Annotated in this window: 16 protein-coding genes and 1 pseudogene; 10 read left to right on the top strand and 7 right to left on the bottom strand. The window is 68.8% G+C overall.

What is annotated here, in order from left to right:
* Positions 1–5: 5 nt before the first annotated feature.
* From ABIE00_RS21795 to dhaM, 5 genes and pseudogenes are all read left to right on the top strand, one after another.
* Positions 6–2,127, top strand: a pseudogene (locus ABIE00_RS21795) (S9 family peptidase).
* A 46-nt stretch (positions 2,128–2,173) separates the two neighbouring features.
* A complete protein-coding gene (locus ABIE00_RS21790) occupies positions 2,174–2,683 on the top strand; it encodes an amino-acid N-acetyltransferase (protein ID WP_354262718.1) in 510 nt (169 codons plus the stop codon).
* A 740-nt stretch (positions 2,684–3,423) separates the two neighbouring features.
* Positions 3,424–4,425: a dihydroxyacetone kinase subunit DhaK gene (gene dhaK, locus ABIE00_RS21785; RefSeq protein ID WP_354262717.1), complete on the top strand. Its 1,002-nt coding sequence runs from the start codon at positions 3,424–3,426 to the stop codon at positions 4,423–4,425.
* Positions 4,426–4,427: 2 nt separating this feature from the next.
* The gene (gene dhaL / locus ABIE00_RS21780) at positions 4,428–5,054 is read left to right on the top strand and encodes a dihydroxyacetone kinase subunit DhaL (RefSeq protein ID WP_331572482.1); all 627 of its coding nucleotides are present in this window, start codon (positions 4,428–4,430) and stop codon (positions 5,052–5,054) included.
* On the top strand, positions 5,051–5,803 hold the full coding sequence (dhaM, locus tag ABIE00_RS21775; RefSeq protein ID WP_354262716.1) for a dihydroxyacetone kinase phosphoryl donor subunit DhaM: 753 nt from the start codon (positions 5,051–5,053) through the stop codon (positions 5,801–5,803). Before dhaL ends, dhaM begins: the two co-directional genes overlap by 4 nt.
* A 45-nt stretch (positions 5,804–5,848) precedes the next feature.
* Here the strand turns inward: dhaM and ABIE00_RS21770 are convergent, their stop codons facing one another.
* The 3 genes from ABIE00_RS21770 to ABIE00_RS21760 form a co-directional block, all read right to left on the bottom strand.
* Positions 5,849–6,346 (bottom strand): hypothetical protein, encoded by a 498-nt coding sequence (locus ABIE00_RS21770; protein WP_354262715.1) that lies wholly within the window; start codon positions 6,344–6,346, stop codon positions 5,849–5,851.
* Between the two features lie 133 nt (positions 6,347–6,479).
* Positions 6,480–7,352, bottom strand: a complete 873-nt coding sequence (locus ABIE00_RS21765; protein ID WP_502914255.1) for an iron-sulfur binding domain-containing protein — start codon at positions 7,350–7,352, stop codon at positions 6,480–6,482.
* A 211-nt stretch (positions 7,353–7,563) separates the two neighbouring features.
* Complete coding sequence (locus tag ABIE00_RS21760; RefSeq protein WP_354262714.1) at positions 7,564–7,998, bottom strand: hypothetical protein; 435 nt, start codon at positions 7,996–7,998, stop codon at positions 7,564–7,566.
* A 173-nt stretch (positions 7,999–8,171) separates the two neighbouring features.
* Between ABIE00_RS21760 and ABIE00_RS21755 the strand changes: the two genes are divergently transcribed.
* Entirely contained in the window at positions 8,172–8,897 is a 726-nt protein-coding gene (locus ABIE00_RS21755; RefSeq protein WP_354262713.1) for a hypothetical protein, read from the top strand.
* A gap of 6 nt (positions 8,898–8,903) precedes the next feature.
* Here ABIE00_RS21755 and disA read toward each other — a convergent pair whose 3' ends face one another.
* Entirely contained in the window at positions 8,904–9,980 is a 1,077-nt protein-coding gene (disA, locus tag ABIE00_RS21750) for a DNA integrity scanning diadenylate cyclase DisA (RefSeq protein WP_331572493.1), read from the bottom strand.
* A gap of 329 nt (positions 9,981–10,309) precedes the next feature.
* On the opposite strand from disA, the gene ABIE00_RS21745 reads away from it, so the two are divergent.
* Together ABIE00_RS21745 and ABIE00_RS21740 are read left to right on the top strand one after the other, a co-directional pair.
* On the top strand, positions 10,310–11,923 hold the full coding sequence (locus tag ABIE00_RS21745) for a peptide chain release factor 3 (RefSeq protein ID WP_354262712.1): 1,614 nt from the start codon (positions 10,310–10,312) through the stop codon (positions 11,921–11,923).
* A 140-nt stretch (positions 11,924–12,063) separates the two neighbouring features.
* On the top strand, positions 12,064–13,257 hold the full coding sequence (locus ABIE00_RS21740) for a beta-ketoacyl-[acyl-carrier-protein] synthase family protein (protein ID WP_354263480.1): 1,194 nt from the start codon (positions 12,064–12,066) through the stop codon (positions 13,255–13,257).
* 2 nt (positions 13,258–13,259) lie between these two features.
* On the opposite strand, the gene ABIE00_RS21735 is transcribed toward ABIE00_RS21740, so the two are convergent.
* Both ABIE00_RS21735 and ABIE00_RS21730 read right to left on the bottom strand, forming a co-directional pair.
* Positions 13,260–14,063, bottom strand: a complete 804-nt coding sequence (locus ABIE00_RS21735) for a YcnI family copper-binding membrane protein (protein ID WP_354262711.1) — start codon at positions 14,061–14,063, stop codon at positions 13,260–13,262.
* A 187-nt stretch (positions 14,064–14,250) separates the two neighbouring features.
* The gene (locus ABIE00_RS21730) at positions 14,251–14,919 is read right to left on the bottom strand and encodes a hypothetical protein (RefSeq protein WP_354262710.1); all 669 of its coding nucleotides are present in this window, start codon (positions 14,917–14,919) and stop codon (positions 14,251–14,253) included.
* A gap of 213 nt (positions 14,920–15,132) precedes the next feature.
* Here ABIE00_RS21730 and ABIE00_RS21725 point away from each other — a divergent pair, with 213 nt between their 5' ends.
* Positions 15,133–15,750 (top strand): hypothetical protein, encoded by a 618-nt coding sequence (locus ABIE00_RS21725; protein WP_354262709.1) that lies wholly within the window; start codon positions 15,133–15,135, stop codon positions 15,748–15,750.
* Positions 15,751–15,911: 161 nt separating this feature from the next.
* The gene (locus ABIE00_RS21720; RefSeq protein ID WP_354262708.1) at positions 15,912–16,712 is read left to right on the top strand and encodes a YcnI family copper-binding membrane protein; all 801 of its coding nucleotides are present in this window, start codon (positions 15,912–15,914) and stop codon (positions 16,710–16,712) included.
* An 85-nt stretch (positions 16,713–16,797) separates the two neighbouring features.
* Here the strand turns inward: ABIE00_RS21720 and radA are convergent, their stop codons facing one another.
* A complete protein-coding gene (gene radA / locus ABIE00_RS21715) occupies positions 16,798–18,177 on the bottom strand; it encodes a DNA repair protein RadA (protein WP_354262707.1) in 1,380 nt (459 codons plus the stop codon).
* Positions 18,178–18,195 lie beyond the last annotated feature (18 nt).

Genomic DNA, 18,195 nt, shown 5'->3' with positions numbered 1-18,195 from the left:
AGCACATGTCAACTGAAGATGCAGCGATCCTGCCTGACCAACCGGCGACCCCCTTCCACGACCTCGACCACTATCTGGCGATCCCGCGGGTAAGTGGCCTGGCCCTCAGCCCCGACGGCCGGCGGCTGGTGACCACCGTCGCCACGCTCAACAGCAAGGGCACCGAATACGGAACGGCGCTGTGGGAGCTGGACCCGGCAGGCCTGAAGCAGGCCCGCAGGATCACCCGCAGTGCCAAGGGCGAGGCCGGCGCCGCGTTTGCTGCCAACGGCGACATTTACTTCACGTCCGCCCGGCCGGATCCGGACAAGGAGGCCGACGGCGATCCTGTCAGTGCGCTCTGGGCGCTTCCCGCAGACGGCGGCGAGGCCCGCGTGGTGCTGTCGCGGGCGGGCGGTGTGGACAAGGTCATGGCGGCCAGGGACGTAAATGCGGCCTTCGTCACCGCGTCCGTACTTGCCGGCTCCAGCGACGAAGAGAACGACGCCGAACGCCGCAAGAGCCGCAAGGACAACAAAGTGGCGGCGATCCTGCACAGCGAGTATCCGGTGCGCTACTGGGACGCGGACCTTGGGCCGGCCCAGCCGCGGCTCTTCGCGGTGGAGGCGGAGCCCGTGCAGGAGCCCGGCAAGCCCGCCACGGTGGACAGCACCGCCCCCCTCACGCTGCGCAACCTCACCCCGCAGGCAGGGTCCCGCCTCCGCGAGGCCGTCTCGGTGGTCAGCCCGGACGGCAAGACCCTCTACACGAGCCTGGCCAAGCCGCTGCCGAGGGCGGACCTGCGCTCTGTCCTGGCCGCCGTCGACGTTTCCACGGGCACCATGAGAATCCTCCTCGATGAGGAGGGGATGAACTACTTCCCGGGACCGGTCAGCCCGGACGGCGGCACGCTCGCCGTGGTCAGTGAAAGCGAAACGACGCCCCAGCAGGCACCGCAGGTCAAGCTGCACCTTCTCGACGTGTCCAGCGAAGCCGGCCGGGAGGACCTGGAGCCGCTGGCTCACGGCTGGGACCGCTGGCCCCACCCGGAGGCGTGGCTCCCGGACGGCTCAGCCCTCCTGGTCACGGCGGACGACGACGGCGCGTCGCCGGTTTTCAGTGTCAGCGTTGCGGCTGGTGCCGCCCGGGGGAGTGTCACCCGGGTGACGCCGGACGCGGCGGCCTATACCGACGTCGTTGTTTTCCCCCGACGGGCGCAGCGCGTATGCGCTGCGGAGCTCGTACGAGTTCCCCACCGAGCCTGTCCGGATTGACCTGGCCAGCGGGGACGTGACGCGGCTGCCGTCCCCGGCGGAGCGGCCGCAAACCGAGGGCTCGCTGGAGCGGGTGGAGACGACGGCCGCCGACGGTTCCCGCATCCCCGCCTACCTGGCCCTGCCCGCGGGGGCCTCCGCCGGGAACCCCGCACCGCTGCTGCTGTGGATCCACGGCGGACCGTTGGGGTCCTGGAATGCCTGGACCTGGCGCTGGAACCCGTGGCTGCTCACAGCGCGGGGATACGCCGTCCTGCTGCCGGACCCCGCCCTGTCCACGGGCTATGGCCAGGACCACATCCAGCGGGGCTGGGGCGGCTGGGGCAAGGCGCCGTTCACGGATCTGATGGCCATCACGGATGCGGTGGTGCAGCGGCCGGACATCGACGAAAGCCGCACGGCCGCGATGGGCGGCTCCTTCGGCGGCTACATGGCCAACTGGGTGGCCGGGCAGACGGACCGGTTCAAGGCAATCGTGACCCACGCCAGCCTGTGGGCGCTGGACCAGTTCGGGCCCACCACCGACGCGTCGCAGTACTGGCTCAAGGAAATGACGGCGGAAATGGCGCTGGAGAACTCCCCGCACCTGCATGTCGAGAAGATCCGGACGCCCATGCTGGTGATCCATGGCGACAAGGACTACCGGGTGCCCATCGGGGAAGGCCTGCGGCTCTGGTACGAGCTGCTCTCCAAGTCCCAGCTCGCCTCCGACGGCAACGGGCAGACGAGCCACCGGTTCCTCTTCTACCCGGACGAGAACCACTGGATCCTGCAGCCGCAGCACGCCAAGGTCTGGTACGGCGTGGTTGAACACTTCCTGGCCAGGAACGTCCTGGGCAAGGACGTCCCGCTTCCCGCCGACCTCGGCCTGTGACCTCCGGGCCGGAGGTCACCCTGGCTGTCACCGTAAGATGGGGGCTGTGACTGACTCCTTCACTGTTCGCCCTGCCCGGACCAGCGATGTGGCTGCCATCAAGAAACTGGTGGCGCCCCTGGCGGAAGAGCGAATACTGATGGCCAAGGAGACGGTGTCCTATTACGAGAGCCTGCAGGAGTTCCTGATCGCCGAGTCGGCCGCCGGCGAGGTCATCGGCTGCGGCGCCCTGCACGTCATGTGGGAGGACCTTGCCGAGGTGCGCACCCTGGCGGCCTCGGACGCCTGGCGCGGCAAGGGCGTGGGGCACGTCCTGGTGGAGAGCCTCCTGAAGCAGGCTGAGGCTCTGGGCGTCTCGCGGGTGTTCTGCCTTACGTTCGAGGTGGACTTCTTCAAGCGGCACGGCTTCGAGGTAATGGCTGACCAGTCGGCGCTGGACCCGCAGGTGTACTCCGAGCTGCTGCGCTCGCATGACGAAGGCGTGGCCGAGTTCCTGGACCTTGCACGGGTGAAGCCCAACACGCTCGGCAACACGAGGATGATCAAGGCTCTCTAGAGCCGGCCGGGTGGAGCCGCGGGGTTCGGACCGCTGGCCGCGCCTCACGTCCGGCGGCTGCACCTTCGGCAGGACCTTGGCCACGGCCAGTGCGGCATACATCACCGTGTTCACCGCCACAAAGGCCGCCACCCCTGCGCGTACAGCTGCTGCGATCATGCTCAGCCCGCCTTTGCCAGGTGCTTCCAGCTGGCCTCCCGGCCCACCGACATGTCGATGATGCCCTTCACGTAGACCACGTTGAGGAACATGTCGAACCACCAGTTCCGGGGCGACTGTCAGGGCGAGCAGGCGGGCCTGCCAGCCTCCGTGCCAGACGGTGACCATCCGCTCGAAGGAGAAGAGCGCGCCCAGCCCCAGCCAGAAGGGGAACCAGATCCACGTGTCCAGCGCGAGCACCGTCAGGAGAATCAGCAGCAGGTAGGAACTCAGGGCGATGACGCCGTAGCCCAGGCCGAACTGCTGAGCCCAGTACCGGGCGGTCGGGCGGGGTCAGTCCGTACGCGCCCAGTGCCTGCCCGGTTTTGCCGCGGGAACTGATCAAGATCCGCTCAAAGTTGCGGCGTGATACTCCCTTCTATTTTATAAATTTGCTGGATAAACTGTGGGGGGCCGGAAGGGACAGCATTGGGGGCTGTCCCTTCCGCCGTTTCCGAGCTACCGCGCAGCCGGTGCCGGTAGTAGGGTCAAAGCACATCCTGACCGATGTCAATGAAGCACCGAGAGCCCAGGAGCCGGCCGTGAAAAAGCTCATCAATGATCCCCGCGCTGTTGTGGATGAATCCGTGGAAGGATTCGGTCTTGCCCACGCAGACCTTGTGACCGTCAGCCCCGACCCCAAGTACGTCACCCGTAAGGATGCCCCCGTTGCCGGCAAGGTCGGCCTGGTTTCCGGCGGCGGCAGCGGGCACGAACCGCTCCACGCCGGCTTTGTGGGGCGTGGCATGCTCGACGCCGCCGTGCCCGGCGCCGTCTTCACCTCACCAACCCCCGACCAGATCATTCCGGCAACGCTCGCCGTGAACTCGGGCGCCGGGGTGGTCCATATCGTCAAGAACTACACCGGCGATGTGCTGAACTTCGAGACGGCAGCCGAGATGGCCCAGGCCGAGGGCGTGGAAGTCCGCACCGTGCTCGTCAACGACGACGTCGCGGTGGAGGATTCGCTGTACACGGCAGGACGCAGGGGAGTGGGCGGCACCGTCCTGGTGGAAAAGATCGCCGGCGCAGCGGCAGAGCGCGGCGACGGCCTCGACGCCGTGGCGGCCATCGGCGACCGCGTCAACCAGAACGTGCGGACCATGGGCGTCGCCCTCACGGCCTGCACGGTGCCGCATGCCGGCTCCCCGAGCTTTGACCTCGAGGACAACGAGATCGAAATCGGCATCGGCATCCACGGGGAGCCGGGCCGGCACAAGATCGCCATGGAAAACGCCGACGGCATCACCGGCCGCCTGCTGGAACCGATTCTCAGCGACCTCGGAACCGCGTCGGGGGAGAAGGTGCTCCTGTTCGTCAACGGCATGGGCGGAACGCCGCTGAGCGAGCTCTACATCGTCTACCGCCGGGCCGCCCAGATCCTCGCGGAACAGGGCCTCACGGTGGAGCGGTCCCTGGTGGGGAACTACATCACGTCCCTCGAGATGCAGGGCTGTTCCATCTCTGTGCTCCGGCTTGACGACGAGATGACCGCACTCTGGGACGCGCCCGTGCACACCCCGGCCCTGCGGTGGGGCGTGTAGCGGTGGGGCTGGACGTGACCTGGGCCGTCAAGTGGCTGACGCTGTCAGCGCAGGCGATGGCGGAGCACAGGGTGGAACTCATCGAGCTGGACAGGGCCATCGGCGACTCTGACCACGGCGAAAACATGGACCGCGGCTTCCAGGCGGTGCTCGACAAGCTCGCCGAAAGTCCTCCCGAAACCCCCGGTGCAGCGCTCAAGCTGACGGCCATGGCTCTGATGTCCAAGGTGGGCGGTGCGGCCGGGCCGCTCTACGGCACGGCATTCCTGCGGGCCGCAACCACCCTGGGGGATGCCGCGAACGTGGACGCCGCGGCGCTCGCCGCCGCCCTGACGGCGGCGCGGGACGGCATCGTGGCCCGGGGCAAGGCCGAGGCGGGCGACAAAACGATGGTGGATGCCTGGACCCCCGCCGTTGACGCAGCCGCAGCAGCCGCGGCCGACGGCGACACGCTGGCGGTGCTCATCGCCGCGGCGGAGGCTGCCGAGGCCGGCGCCGTGGCGACGGACCCGCTGGTGGCGCGCAAGGGCAGGGCCAGCTACCTCGGCGAGCGAAGCGCAGGCCACCGGGACCCCGGCGCGGCCTCGAGTGCCCTCATTCTCCGCGCCGCCGCAGGAGCCGCCGCATGACCGTGCGGATCGTGGTGGTTTCGCACAGTGACAAGATTGCCGACGGCGCCGTGGAACTCGCGGCCCAGATGGCGCCGGATGTGATGATGGTCCCGGCCGGCGGGACGTCTGACGGCCGGATCGGCACCAGCATGGAAAAGGTGTTGGCGGCGCTGGAAGCCGCTGCCGGGGGCGACGGCGTGGTGGTGCTGACCGATCTTGGGTCTGCCGTGATGACGGCGGAGTCGGCCATGGAGTTCAGCGATGGCAGTACTCCGGTGCTTCTCGCCGACGCCCCGATTGTGGAGGGCCTTGTGGCGGCAGCCGTGGCTGCCCAGGGTGGTGCCAGCGTTCATGCGGTCCGGCGCGCCGCCGAGGCCACGCATGGCTACCCCGCGTCCCGTCCCAAAACCGAAGACCACCTCGGCGCAGGCGGCCGGGCCGAAGGCATCCAAGGCGGAGGCCGGGCTGACTACGCGCCGGCGGCGGGCGAGCCGGCGGCTCCGGCCACCCCGGACGCAAGTGGCGATTTCGAGCTCGTCAACCTCGCCGGAATGCATGCCCGGCCGGCTGCCAAAATAGCCGGCGGCCTGTCCGCGCTGGATGCCGAGGTGACAGTGAACGGAGTGGACGGCGCCTCCATGACGGGCCTGATGACGCTGGCGGCCGGCAAGGGAGCCGTGCTGCACGTGGAAGCGTACGGCCCCGACGCCGAGCGCGCCGTGGCCTACGTGGCGGACCTGGTCAACAACGGCTTCGGCGAACCCTGAGGGCGCAGGCCCGCGAGGGTTCAGGCCAGGTTGGGCTCAGCCCGGCTACCTGTCCTGTCTGAGGCCTGCCGCATCCAGCACCACGGAGGCGGAGACAACCCGACCGCACTGCTCGCCAAACGGGTAGCTGGCCCTGGGCTCGAAACGCAGCGTGCGGGTGGGCATCGGCCGGCCGTTCGCGTCCTGCCCGCTTGCGGTGACGTCGATGGGGGACTCGGCCAGGGTTTCCAGTTCAAGCAGCCCGCGCTGCGTGCCGTCCGGCTTGGCCGTCGCGGAGCACACGCCGTCGGGCCTCGCATCGTCGGTGCAGCCCTGGTCAACTGCGACGGAGCCGGGCATGAGGTGAACGGTGCCCTCCTCGCACGTGCCGTCCTGGCACGCCTTCAGGTGCAGCGTTTTAACTTGGGGCGAGTAACCTGCCGCCACAGTGACGGCGACCCCGGACACCCGGCCGACTGCCGGGCATACCGCTTCGAAAGCATGGCAGCCCGAGAGGAGTGCCGTCGTCGTGATTGTGGCCAAAAGTACCCCTGCCTTGCCCATGTCTTCAGGGTAGATCCGCGCTTCGGCGGTGCAACCGGCGGCGCGCAAACTGGCGCCCTCATCGTTACCCAGGTCCGGGCTGTGGGTGCCTAATTGAGACCAAAAGCCACGCCGTGGACCCGTCCCCGGAAGATCAGGCGGGCAGCCGGTAACCACCGTCGTGCAGTTCGGCCAGGCCGTCCGCCAGGAGGCCTGTCAGGGCCCGTTCCAGCTGCTCAGGCGCGCAGTTCAGCCGGTGCAGTGCGGCCAGCGGAACGCCGATGCCGGCGGCTTCGAATCCGAGGTCGGCCGGGGCCTGTTGGAACATTTCCGCCGGTACCGGGGCGTCGGCCAGCCGGAGGACGGCCATCACGCCGCCCCGGACCTGGCGGTCGGTGCCGTGCCACGCCTGGCCCTTGGGCGTGTACGTCGGCGGCGGCTCGCCGGCCGCTAGCCAGGCGCAGCGGTCGCGTACCGGGCACGCCGCGCACTTGGGAGAACGCGCCGTGCACACCAGCGCCCCGAGCTCCATGACCGAGGCGTTCCAGCGGACGGACGTGCCGGCGTCGGACGGCAGCAGTTCCGCGGCAAGCCGCATCTCTGCCGCCGTCAGGGCGGGGGCGGGCAGGGCGGCACCGGAAAAGAGCCGCGCGTGGACCCGCCGGATGTTGGTATCCACCACCGTCTCGCGCCGCCCAAAAGCGAAGGCGGCGACGGCGGCCGCAGTGTAGCTGCCCACGCCCGGCAGGCCGAGCAGCTCGGCGTAGTCCGGCGGGACCTGGCCGTTGTGGTCGCGTTCGATGGCGACGGCGGCCCCATGAAGCCTGAGCGCGCGCCGCGGATAACCCAGCCGGCCCCAGGCGCGGACCGCTTCACCTGAGGGTTCCCGGGCCAGCGCTGCGGGCTCCGGCCACCTGCGCATCCACTCTTCCCAGACCGGCAGCACACGCACCACGGGCGTCTGCTGCAGCATGATCTCGCTGACCAGTACGCCCCAGGGTGTGCGGTCAGCCGCACGCCACGGCAAATCCCGGGCCTCGGCGTCGAACCAGCCGTCCAGCGTCGAGTGGACGCCGGCCAGGTCGGCACCGGCCCACTCAGCGGCGGCCAGGTCGGGTGTGGCGAGGGTGTCCGGTGCCCTGGGCGTGGCGGGGCCCGGCGTGGCGGGATAAGCGGTTGTGGTTTTGATGCCAACACTCTAGTTGAAAACCCCGGCGACGGTTCCCGGCCGGGTACCGTCAGCTGGCCTCCTGCTCCACGGGAGGCAGCCCCTCCCGCCGGCCCGGCAGCCGCCGGACGTGGCCATGCAGGGTTTCGCCGCCGCGGCCGTTGGCCGCCGGAACAGCGAGGGCCACCACGAAGCTGGCACTGTTCGAATCCACCGAGCGGATGGTCAGGCTGCGCGTTCCTTCCGGTATGGATGGCGCAAAGAACTGCAGCTGGCGGGTGCCGACGGTGGCCACCTCATCCAGCTTGTACTCTGTGCCAAAGTGGTCATGGATGACGATTTCGGGGGTTTGCGGGTCGTCTTCACTGACGGAGGCGAGGTGCAGGTTCACCACGATTCCGGTGTCCCAGATCTCAACCGCAAGCACCGTGAACTCAGTCCCCTGGCTCTGATGTTTGCCAAACGTCAGCGGCAGAAGGACGCGTTCGAGGTGACCGCCAGACACGTGATCTACCATCGCAGGTCCTCTCCAACTCGGCCCGGTAAGTGGTAACCGGGATTCAATTTTAGTAAGTGTGCTGACAGTTGTCACCCGAATTTACGTTACGAATTGGACATGGTGGGGCGGGGGCGGCGTGGTGGTGCGGCAGAATCCGGGGTGTTCCTTAGCCTAGGAGGATGGGCAGGCAAGACACTTCGAATTCCGGCGCGGGCCGGAACGGGTCAGCAAAAACGGCGGGACAGAGAACAGCGCCCGGGAAATCGGTACCCCGGGGAGGGCGCAAGCCGAGCCCTGCGGTCTACCGCCGCCGCCGGCTCTTCGCCGGAGTGGCGCTGCTGCTGGTCCTCTGCCTTATCGTCGGCGGTGTGGCAACACTTACCAGCCTCCTCGGCGGCGCCCAGCAGGCCTCATCCGCCCAGGACTCCGCCCAGGGTGCTTCCACGGACGGCGCCGAGGCGGGCCAGCCCGGCGCAACGCCGTCGGCCAGTCCGTCGGCAACCCCGTCCGCGTCGCCCACGTGCGACCAGAAGCTGGTGACCGTCAAGGCCACGACGAACAAGACGTCCTACGCCGCGGATGAAAAGCCGGTGCTGAGCCTCACGGTCAGCAACGGCGGAAAGCTTCCATGCAAGGTGAACATTGGCACGTCGCAGATGGACTTCCTGGTCACCAGCGGCTCGGACCGCGTCTTCTCATCGGGCGACTGCCAGGCGGACAGCACTGACCTGGTCAAAACCATTGCGCCCGGCAAGAGCGAAACCGCGAACTTCCCGTGGCCGCGCAACCGTTCCGTGCAGGGCTGCGAGAAGGTGGCCGAGGGTGCGGTTGGCGGCGGATATTACGTGTTCATCGCAAAGCTTGGTGCCAAGGTCAGCCCGCCGACGGTCTTCCAGCTCAGCTGACGGGGCTTAGAGGAACCTGTCCAGCAGGCTGGCTTCGGCCATCCGGCTGAGGCCCTCCCGGACCGTGCGGGCGCGCTGGTCGCCGATGCCGTCCACGGTCATCAGGTCATCGATCGTTGCGGCCATGAGGTGCTGCAGGCCGCCGAAGTGGTCCACCAGCCTGTCCGCGACGGCCTTCGGCACGGCCTTGAGCCCGGAGAGGAGCCGGTAGCCGCGCGGCTGCACCACGGCATCGAGGGTGTCCACGCCGCCGGCGAACCCGATGATCCCCGCGATCTTGCTGAGGTCGATCAGCTCGGTGGGTCCGAGGTTGAGGAGTGCGCTCACAGCACCGTCGATCTCCTCCGGTGACGCGTTCGGGCCGGCGTAGTCGCGGATGATGATGTCGCTGCCCGGGCCGCGGCCCACGGTGAGCTCGTCCAACTGGAGGGACAGAAGCCGGCCGTCTTCACCCAGTTCCAGGACATACTGCGAGATCTCCTCGGAGATCCGGCGCACCATCTCCTGGCGCTGCAGGGTCACTGCCACATCGCGGACGGTCACCATCGCCTCGATCTCCAGGGCAGAGAGCGAGCTGGTCACCTGGTCCAGGCGGGAACGGTAGCGTTCCAGCGTGGCCAGGGCCTGGTTGGCGCGGGCCAGGACCTTTTCGGAGCCCTCGAGCACGTGCCGCAGGCCGTTGACGTACAGGGCGATGATCTGCATGGACTGGCTCACCGAGATCACGGGAACGCCGGTCTGGATGGCGACGCGTTCGGCGGTGCGGTGCCGGGTGCCCGATTCCTGGGTCTCGATGCTGGGGTCCGGCACGAGCTGCACGGCCGCCCGGAGGATGTTGCCGGCGTCCCTGTCGCAGATGATAGCGCCGTCCATCTTGGCCAGTTCACGGAGCCGGGTGGGTGAGAAGTCGATGCCGATGTCGAAGCCGCCGGAACAGATGGAGTCGATGGTCCGGTCCGAGCCCAGCACGATCAGCGCACCGGTGCGTCCGCGGAGAATGCGTTCCAGGCCGTCCCGCAGTGCGGTCCCCGGGGCCACCCTCCCCAAAGTCGCCTTGAGCGATTCTTCAGGGCTGCGAGCCATAGATATTCCCTTCAAAGGTGCAGGCGGGGCCTGCAGGTTTGCCGGTTTGGACTGGTCCGCCGGCAGGATCAAAAGTACTCGGTTTCCCGCATGCACCATCCTAGGGGTACATTACCCCAGCAACCGCACGGGCAAGCCTTAAAGTGCCCCACCGGAGGCCTGCGGGAAAGGCTTTCGGAGTGCGTTCGACGGCGGCCGGCTGAGGGGCACTTTTGGGCCGCCTTCGGTGCGGATTCCGCCGCTGCGATAAACTTGAAGCCTTGGCCGGCAGGTTCCGCCGCCACCTTTTCCAACATGGATCCCCCGCGGATCGCAGTGAAAGTAGCACCGTGTCCCAAGAAGTGCAGAGCCCCGCCCGAGTGCACGAGATCCATAAGCAGGCCTCGCGGCGCCGGACGTTCGCCGTCATCTCCCACCCCGACGCCGGCAAGTCCACGCTCACCGAGGCGCTGGCCCTGCATGCCAAGGTGATCGGCACCGCGGGCGCGTCCAGCGGCAAGGCCAACCGCAAGGAGACAGTCTCGGACTGGATGCAGATGGAGAAGGACCGCGGCATTTCCATCAGCTCGGCCGCCCTGCAGTTCTCCTACCGGGACACGGTCATCAACCTGCTGGACACCCCCGGCCACGCCGACTTCTCCGAGGACACCTACCGGGTGCTCGCCGCCGTCGACTGCGCCGTGATGCTGGTGGACGCGGCCAAGGGCCTGGAGACCCAGACCATGAAGCTGTTCGAGGTCTGCAAGCAGCGGAACCTCCCCATCATCACGGTCATCAACAAGTGGGACCGCCCCGGCCTGGATGCGCTGGCCCTCATGGACGAGATCACCGAGCGCACCGGGCTGCAGCCCATGCCGCTGACCTGGGCCGTGGGCATCTCCGGCGATTTCCGCGGCGTCTGGGACCTGCGCAATGACAGGTTCGCGCGTTTCCAGCGGAACAACGCCGGCGCCAGCATCGCCCTCACCGAATACTTCACCCCCGAAGAAGCCGCCGAAAGCCAGGGCGCCAACTGGACGGACGCGGTCGATGAAGCGGGCCTGGTCATCGAGTCCAACCTCGCCTTCGACGTCGAAAGCTTCCACGCCGGCAAGGCCACGCCCATCCTGTTCAGCTCCGCGGCGCTGAACTTCGGCGTCAAGGAACTCCTGGATGCACTGGTGGACTTCGCCCCGCCGGCCGCGCCCCGGCCGGACATCGAGGGCACCCCGCGTCCCGTCGAGTCGCCGTTCTCCGGCTTCGTCTTCAAGGTCCAGGCCGGCATGAACAAGGCCCACCGCGACCACGTTGCATTCATCCGTGTCTGCTCCGGCGTGTTCGAGCGCGGCATGGTGGTCACCCAGACCCGGACCGGCAAGTCGTTTGCCACGAAGTACGCGCAGCAGGTTTTCGGCCGCGAACGCGAGGTCATCGACGAGGCGTACCCGGGCGACGTCGTTGGCCTGGTCAACGCGTCCTCGCTGCGCGTCGGGGACAGCCTGTTCCTTGAGGAAGCCGTGGAGTTCCCGGCCATCCCGCTGTTCGCCCCCGAACACTTCCAGGTTGCCCGCTCCAAGGACCCCAGCCGCTTCAAGCAGTTCCGCCGCGGGATCGAGCAGCTCGAGCACGAGGGCGTCATCCAGGTGCTGCGTTCCGACGTCCGCGGTGACCAGGCGCCGGTGCTTGCCGCCGTCGGACCCATGCAGTTCGAAGTGGTGGAGGACCGCATGGCGCACGACTTCAGCGCACCCATGCGCCTGGAACGCCTTCCGTATTCCATGGCCAGGATCTCGACGGCGGATGCCATGCCTGCGCTGGCCAACGTACCGGGCGCCGAGGTGCTGCTGCGGTCCGACGGTGAATACCTGGCCCTCTTCAACGACGTCTGGGCCCTGCGCCGCATCGAGAAGAACCATCCGGACCTCACGCTGGTTCCTATCGGGACGCACAACCCCGCAAAGTAGCTGCACCAACGCGGGGCTGCAGCTCCCGAACGGTCTCCCAACCAACGAAGCAAGGTATCGCCGTGTCCACAAACCAGCCGTCTGCGGCAACACCGCCAGTTACAGGATCAGCCAGCGTTTCAGGATCAGCCAGGGCCGTCGTGACCGGCATGGGATCCATGAACCCGCTCGGGGCCACAGTGGCCGAGACCTGGGAGGCGATGCTTGCCGGCCGGACGGGCATCGCGACGCTGGAGGACGGCTGGGCCGAGGCTCTGCCGGTGCGCATCGCCGGGCGGGTCACAGCAGACCTTGGCGCGTTCCTCAGCACCCGCGAGCTGAAGCGGATGGACCGCTGCGGCCAGCTGGCGCTCGTAGCCTCGCGCGAAGCGTGGGAGCAGGCCGGGAAACCCGCCGTCGAACCGGAGCGGCTCGCCGTCGTGATCGGCTCGGCGTACGGCGGCATGGACACCGTGCTGGCCCAGGTCAGGGAGCTGGACAACGGCGGCCCGCGCAAGGTTTCCCCGCACACCCTGACCCGGCTCATGGTGAACGGGCCGTCCGCTTGGGTTTCGATCGACCTGGGCGCGAAGGGCGGGGCACGCACCCCTGTCAGCGCCTGTGCGTCCGGGGCCGAGGCGATTGCCCAGGGTGCCGAAATGATCAGGTCCGGGGCGGCCGACGTCGTGATCGCCGGCGGCGTGGATGCCTGCATCAACGACCTGATCATCGCCGGTTTTTCCCAGATCCGGGCGCTCTCGACGCGCAATGACGAGCCGGAGCGGGCTTCACGGCCGTTCGACCGGGACCGCGACGGGTTCGTGCTGTCCGAGGGAGCGGGGATCGTGGTGCTGGAAAGCGAGAACCACGCGCGTGCCCGGGGCGCGGAAGTGCTGGGCGGCATTGCGGGCGCGGCCGTGACCTCGGACGCGAACGACATCGTGGCGGCCGACCCGGACATGCAGGTGCGGGTCATGGAGAAGGCCCTGGCCTCCGCCGGCCTCCGTGGCACGGACATAGGGTTCGTGCACGCGCACGCCACCTCGACGCCCGTGGGAGACCGGCTGGAGGCCAAGGCCATCAAGGCCATTGCGGGTGACCAGGTGCCGGTGACGTCCACGAAGTCCCTCACCGGTCACCTGCTCGGCGGAGCGGGCGCCCTGGCCGCCATCGCCACGCTGCAGGCACTCCGCACCGGAGACCTGCCCGGCACCTACAACGTGGCTTCCCTTGATCCCGAGGTGGACCTCAACGTCATCACCGGTACCGTCAGCGGCAGCACCGCGACGGCGGGACTCGTCAATGCCTTCGGGTTCGGCGGGCACAGCGCGGCGCTCGTGGTCACCAGGGCCTGACGCTAACGCTTCCTGGTCCGCACCAGGGCCGCAGTCCCCGCGGCCAGGCCCAGCAGGCCCGCGCCGAGGCCCGCGATGCCGAACGTGGTGTCGGGAGCAGCCGTGACCGGGATGGTTGACGACGCCGCCGAGGTGTCGGCAGATGCTGTGTCCGCAGCTGCCGTGTCTGCGGCGGTAGCTGCCGCGGGTGCGGCATGCGAGTGCTCGTCCGCCGCCACGGTGGTGACGAAGGAGGGAACCGGGTGCTCGGGCTCGGCCCCGCCGGCGGTTTCGGGCTGGTTCCAGTTGACCACCGTGCCGTCGGAGTAGGTCTGCGCGGCCGGCAGCGCCACGGTAGTCCCGGCGTCGGGCAGGCGGCCCACCGAAATGGAGAATGTCTGGTACTCGTGCTGCCCGAGCTGGTGGGCCGGGTCGGCAGTCCAGGTGACCGTGGCGGCGGCCTTGGTGATCTTGGCCCCCTCCACCGTGACGGGAGCGGGCAGGGCTGCCTCGGTGATCTTCGCCGTCCAGCCGTCCATGGGCTTGACCGAAACGGACGTGAACGGCGTCGCCGTGGGCAGCGTGACCGTGACCTTGGTGGTCTTGGCGGTTTCGGACTCGTTGGGAACCCGGAAGGTCAGCTGCGAGAAGCCTCCCGCCGAGGTGGACGCCGGGTCCACGTGGACGTGGGCGGATGCCGAACCAACGCCCAGGATCATAAGGCCGGCCGCCGCTGCTGCGACGCTGACGGTCTTCAGTGCAGAAGTTTTCAGTGCAGAAGCTTTCGTGGTCCGGGACTCCAGGGCACGGGTTGTTGAAGCAATCATGACAAAGCCTTTCGCGGTGCTGCCGCGCGTTCGCGCCGGGTAAATGACGCGTTCGCGCCGGGTGACGTGCTCGCGCCGTGGGGGGTGCTTGCGCCGTGGGGCGCGCTGACGGGCAGCGTGGGGTGATGGATGGTCGGGCAGCGTCCCGGCACCCCTTTCGCAGGCTGAACAGCCTTGGGCAGGAAGGTTACTGAATGGTGCGCGGGAGAGCCGTGAGGGGCGGACCGCGAAGGGTGTCGTGCCGCAGGTTGCGGCGGTGGGCCCGGACGACAACTGTGGGCCATGCCCCGGGGCGGTGCGTGGCGGGCGTGAACCCGGCGGGGCGGGGGAGCCGTACCAGCGGGCGGAGCCAGGCCAGGAGCTGCCACAGGGCGGCCTCGCCGCTCCGCAGCAGCCAGGCGGTGGCCAGCGTGGCGAGGAGGTGGCCTGCCAGTATTGCGGGTGAATCGGCGCCGTCACCCACGGGCATGCTTTCCATTGCGGCCGAGCAGCTCAGGCCCGCGTGCCCGCCGTGCGCCAAACTGCCGGTCAGCGGCAACTGCGTCAACGGCAACTGCGTCAGCGGCAACCGGGAAAGCGGCAGTTGGGGCAGGCAGGAAGCGCCGGGGGAGAGGGCTGTGAAGGCCGTGTGCAGCATGAGCTGGCCGGCGCCGAGCACACCGAACAGGGTCGCGAACGACAGCTGCCGCCGGGCGAGCCAGGCGGCCGGGGCCAGCAGGACTGCGGCAGATCCGGCAAGGGTCGCGATGCCCGGAAGCTGCCCGCCACCCAGCACGTGGCCGGCCACGGCCAGGGAGACCGCCAGCGAACTAACCAGCGCTGCGCGGAAGAGGCGCAGGGGACCTCGGAGATCCATCGGTGCCTCCCTCCACCAGGCCCGGAGCTGCTGTAACACCCCCGACCGTAAACACGGCAGCGTGGGAAAACCTTGGGCATTGCCCGTTTGCTGCAGGTCTGGGCGGCCCGAAATGGTGGTCCCGGAAGGATGGGCAAAGAGCCGTGATGGGGGCTGCCGTTAGAATTGCTGTGACGCCCGCACCGCCCGTCGATCTTGTGGAAAGGACCGCTGATGATGCCCCGTGTCTCGTTCCGGCTTTTCCGCACCGGGCTGATCGGCTCCCTCGTTATCGGGTTCGCCGCCGGTGGGCACCTCGCGGGCGGCGGCCAGCTTCCCGCCGCGGCCATCCTGGCGGCGCTGTCCACCGTGACTCTGGTTCCCGTCGCCGCACTGACCCGGTTCCGGCTTTCCTGGCCGGCCCTGGTCGGTCTTCTGGGCGCCGGCCAGCTCTGGCTGCACTGGGCCTTCGATGCCCTGGGCGGCGCGGATGCTGCGGCGCCGGGGTCTGCTGCCCTGCTGCCGGCCCATCTCGGCCACACGGGTGCAGCCTTGGGGCCGGCATTCGTAGGCGCGGCGGCCGAAGGCGTCCATACCGCTGCATCCGACGGCGCCATGTTCGTTGCGCACGCCATTGCCACGGTGTGCACCGCAGCCCTGCTGGCCCGCGGGGAACGCGTTCTGGCAGCACTTGCCTCGCGGCTGCAACCGCTTTTCCGCCGGCCCGAACCGGCCGTAATCCGTCCCGGGAGGGTCCCCGTGCCTTTGCCGGTGCCGGCCGTCCTCCCGCGGACGAGGGCCGGCGTGCGCCTGCCAACCCGGCGCGGGCCGCCGGTGCCTTTCGCCGCCTAAACGGGTTTGCTTTGCAGAACGGGCCGTTCCATTCCGGACGGTTCCGCTTTTCAGGCAGGGTCCGACGGCGGCCCGCAGCTACCTGCCCATGACGCCAAAGCTTTTTGTCGCTTTGACGGCGCATGGGCCCCTGACTGATTTTCCTGAAAGGCACCCCCCTCATGAACACCTCCATTCGCCGTACCCTCAAGACCGCAGCAGCCGCCTCCCTCACAGCCGGCCTTCTCGCCGCCGGTGCCGCCGCAGCCTCCGCGCACGTCACGGTTGACCCCTCCGCAACCGCCGAGGGCGGCTTCACCAAGCTGACCTTCAGCGTTCCCAACGAGTCCGAGACGGCCAAGACCAACCGGCTGGAGGTCAAACTCCCCACCGACACCCCGCTGACCTCGGTCTCCGTGAAGCCGATGGACGGCTGGAAGGCGCAGGTGGTCACCACCACCCTGCCCAAGCCCGTGGACATTGCAGGCGCAACGGTCACCAAGGCGCCCACCAGCGTGATCTGGACCGCGGATGCCGCCCACCAGATCGGGCAGAACGAATTCCAGACCTTCACGCTGTCCGTCGGCCGGCTTCCGGCCGCAGGCACCACCCTGATGCTGCCCGCAGCCCAGGGCTACACCGACGGAACCACCGTCAACTGGGCGGACGCGGCCGAGGCCGGGCACGACCACGCGTCCGCCACCTCCTCCGCAAGCCCCTCGGCGGGGGCTTCCTCTGCCGCAGCCTCAGCACCGGCCGACGCGGAGGAACACCACCCGGCGCCGTCGTTCGTGGTCACTGCTGCAGAGCCCGCTGAAGGGTCCGCCAGCGCGACGCCGGATGCCGCACCGGCCGGCTCGGCATCGGAAGGCACCGACTCCAACGGCAGCCAGGCCCTCGGCTGGATCGGGCTGGTGGCGGGTCTGCTTGGCCTCGCCGCGGGTGCCACTGCACTGGCCCGCACGCGGGCGGTCAAGAAGTAGCCCCAACACTCCGTACATCAAGGCAGCGGCCCGCACCGTCACCCTGGAAGGCCAGGGGACGGTGCGGCCGCTTTTGAATGGCTGCTCAGGGTTTGCCGATGAGCAGTTCCAGGACCTCGGTCAGGTGTCCGACCTCCCTGACGGTAAAGCCGGCCGGGACCGGGCCGGGACCGGTGGGGCTCGCCGGAACGACGGCGTGCGTGAAGCCGAGCCGGTGGGCCTCCTGGATGCGCTGGTTGATTCCCGGCACGGGACGCACTTCGCCGGCCAGACCGACCTCACCGAATGCTATGAGGCGCTGCGGCAGCGGTTTCTTCTCCTTCGCGGACGCCACGGCCAGCGCGATCGCGAGGTCGGTGGCCGGCTCGCTGAGCTTCACGCCGCCCACCGTGGCGACGTAGGAATCGTCCTTGTGCAGCTGGCGTCCGGCTCGCTGCTGCAGCACAGCCAGCAGCATGGACACCCGCGAACTGTCCAGGCCGCTGGTTGCCCGGCGCGGCTGTGAGTTCTGGGTTTCCGCAAGAAGGGACTGCACCTCAGCCAGCAGCGGCCGGCGGCCCTCCATGGTCACGGTGATGCAGGTACCGGATACCGGCTCCTTGGTGCGGGTGACGAACAGCCCGCTCGGATCGGCGAGGCCCAGGATTCCGTCCTCGGTGAGGTCGAAACAGCCCACGTCATCGGTGGGCCCGTAGCGGTTCTTGACCGCCCGCAGCAGGCGCAGGCGGGAGTGGCGCTCACCCTCGAACTGGCATACCACGTCCACCAGGTGCTCCAGCAGGCGGGGACCTGCGATGGAGCCGTCCTTGGTTACGTGGCCCACCAGCAGCGTGGTCATGTTCCGGCGCTTGGCCGCGGAAATGATCGAGGCGGCCACCTCGCGGACCTGGGAAACACCGCCGGCGCTGCCCTCCACGTCCGCGCTGCTGAGCGTCTGCACGGAGTCCACCACCAGCAGCTTCGGCTCCACCTTCTCCACCTGGCCAAGCGCCTGGCCGAGGTCGGTTTCCGCGGACAGGTAGAGGGTGTCCGCGATGGCGCTGATCCGCTCGGCCCGCAGCTTCACCTGGGCGGCGGATTCCTCGCCTGTTACATACAGGACGCTCTGCCCGGTCCGGGCGAACTTGGCGGCAACGTCCAGCAGCAGCGTCGACTTTCCCACTCCGGGCTCGCCAGCGAGCAGGATGACGGCGCCAGGCACCACGCCGCCGCCGAGCACGCGGTCGAGTTCATCCACGCCGGTGGGCAGGTAGGCGGCGGTGGTGGCGTCAACCTCGGCAATGGGGCGGGCGGGCTCCAGAACGGTGGTGGCCGCCGTCGTACGCGCTACCGCGGCGCCGGTTTCCTCAACGGTGCCCCACGCCTGGCACTCACCGCACCTGCCCACCCACTTGACCGTGGTCCAGCCGCATTCCGCGCACTTATAGCCCGGTGCCTTGGAAACCCGGGAAGTCTTTGTAGCCATTGCTCCACAGTATCCGGC

The organism is Arthrobacter sp. OAP107, from assembly GCF_040546765.1.
Lineage (GTDB): Bacteria > Actinomycetota > Actinomycetes > Actinomycetales > Micrococcaceae > Arthrobacter.
Note: the sequence above shows the minus strand (reverse complement) of the source record. Positions and strands in the feature narration are given on the sequence as shown.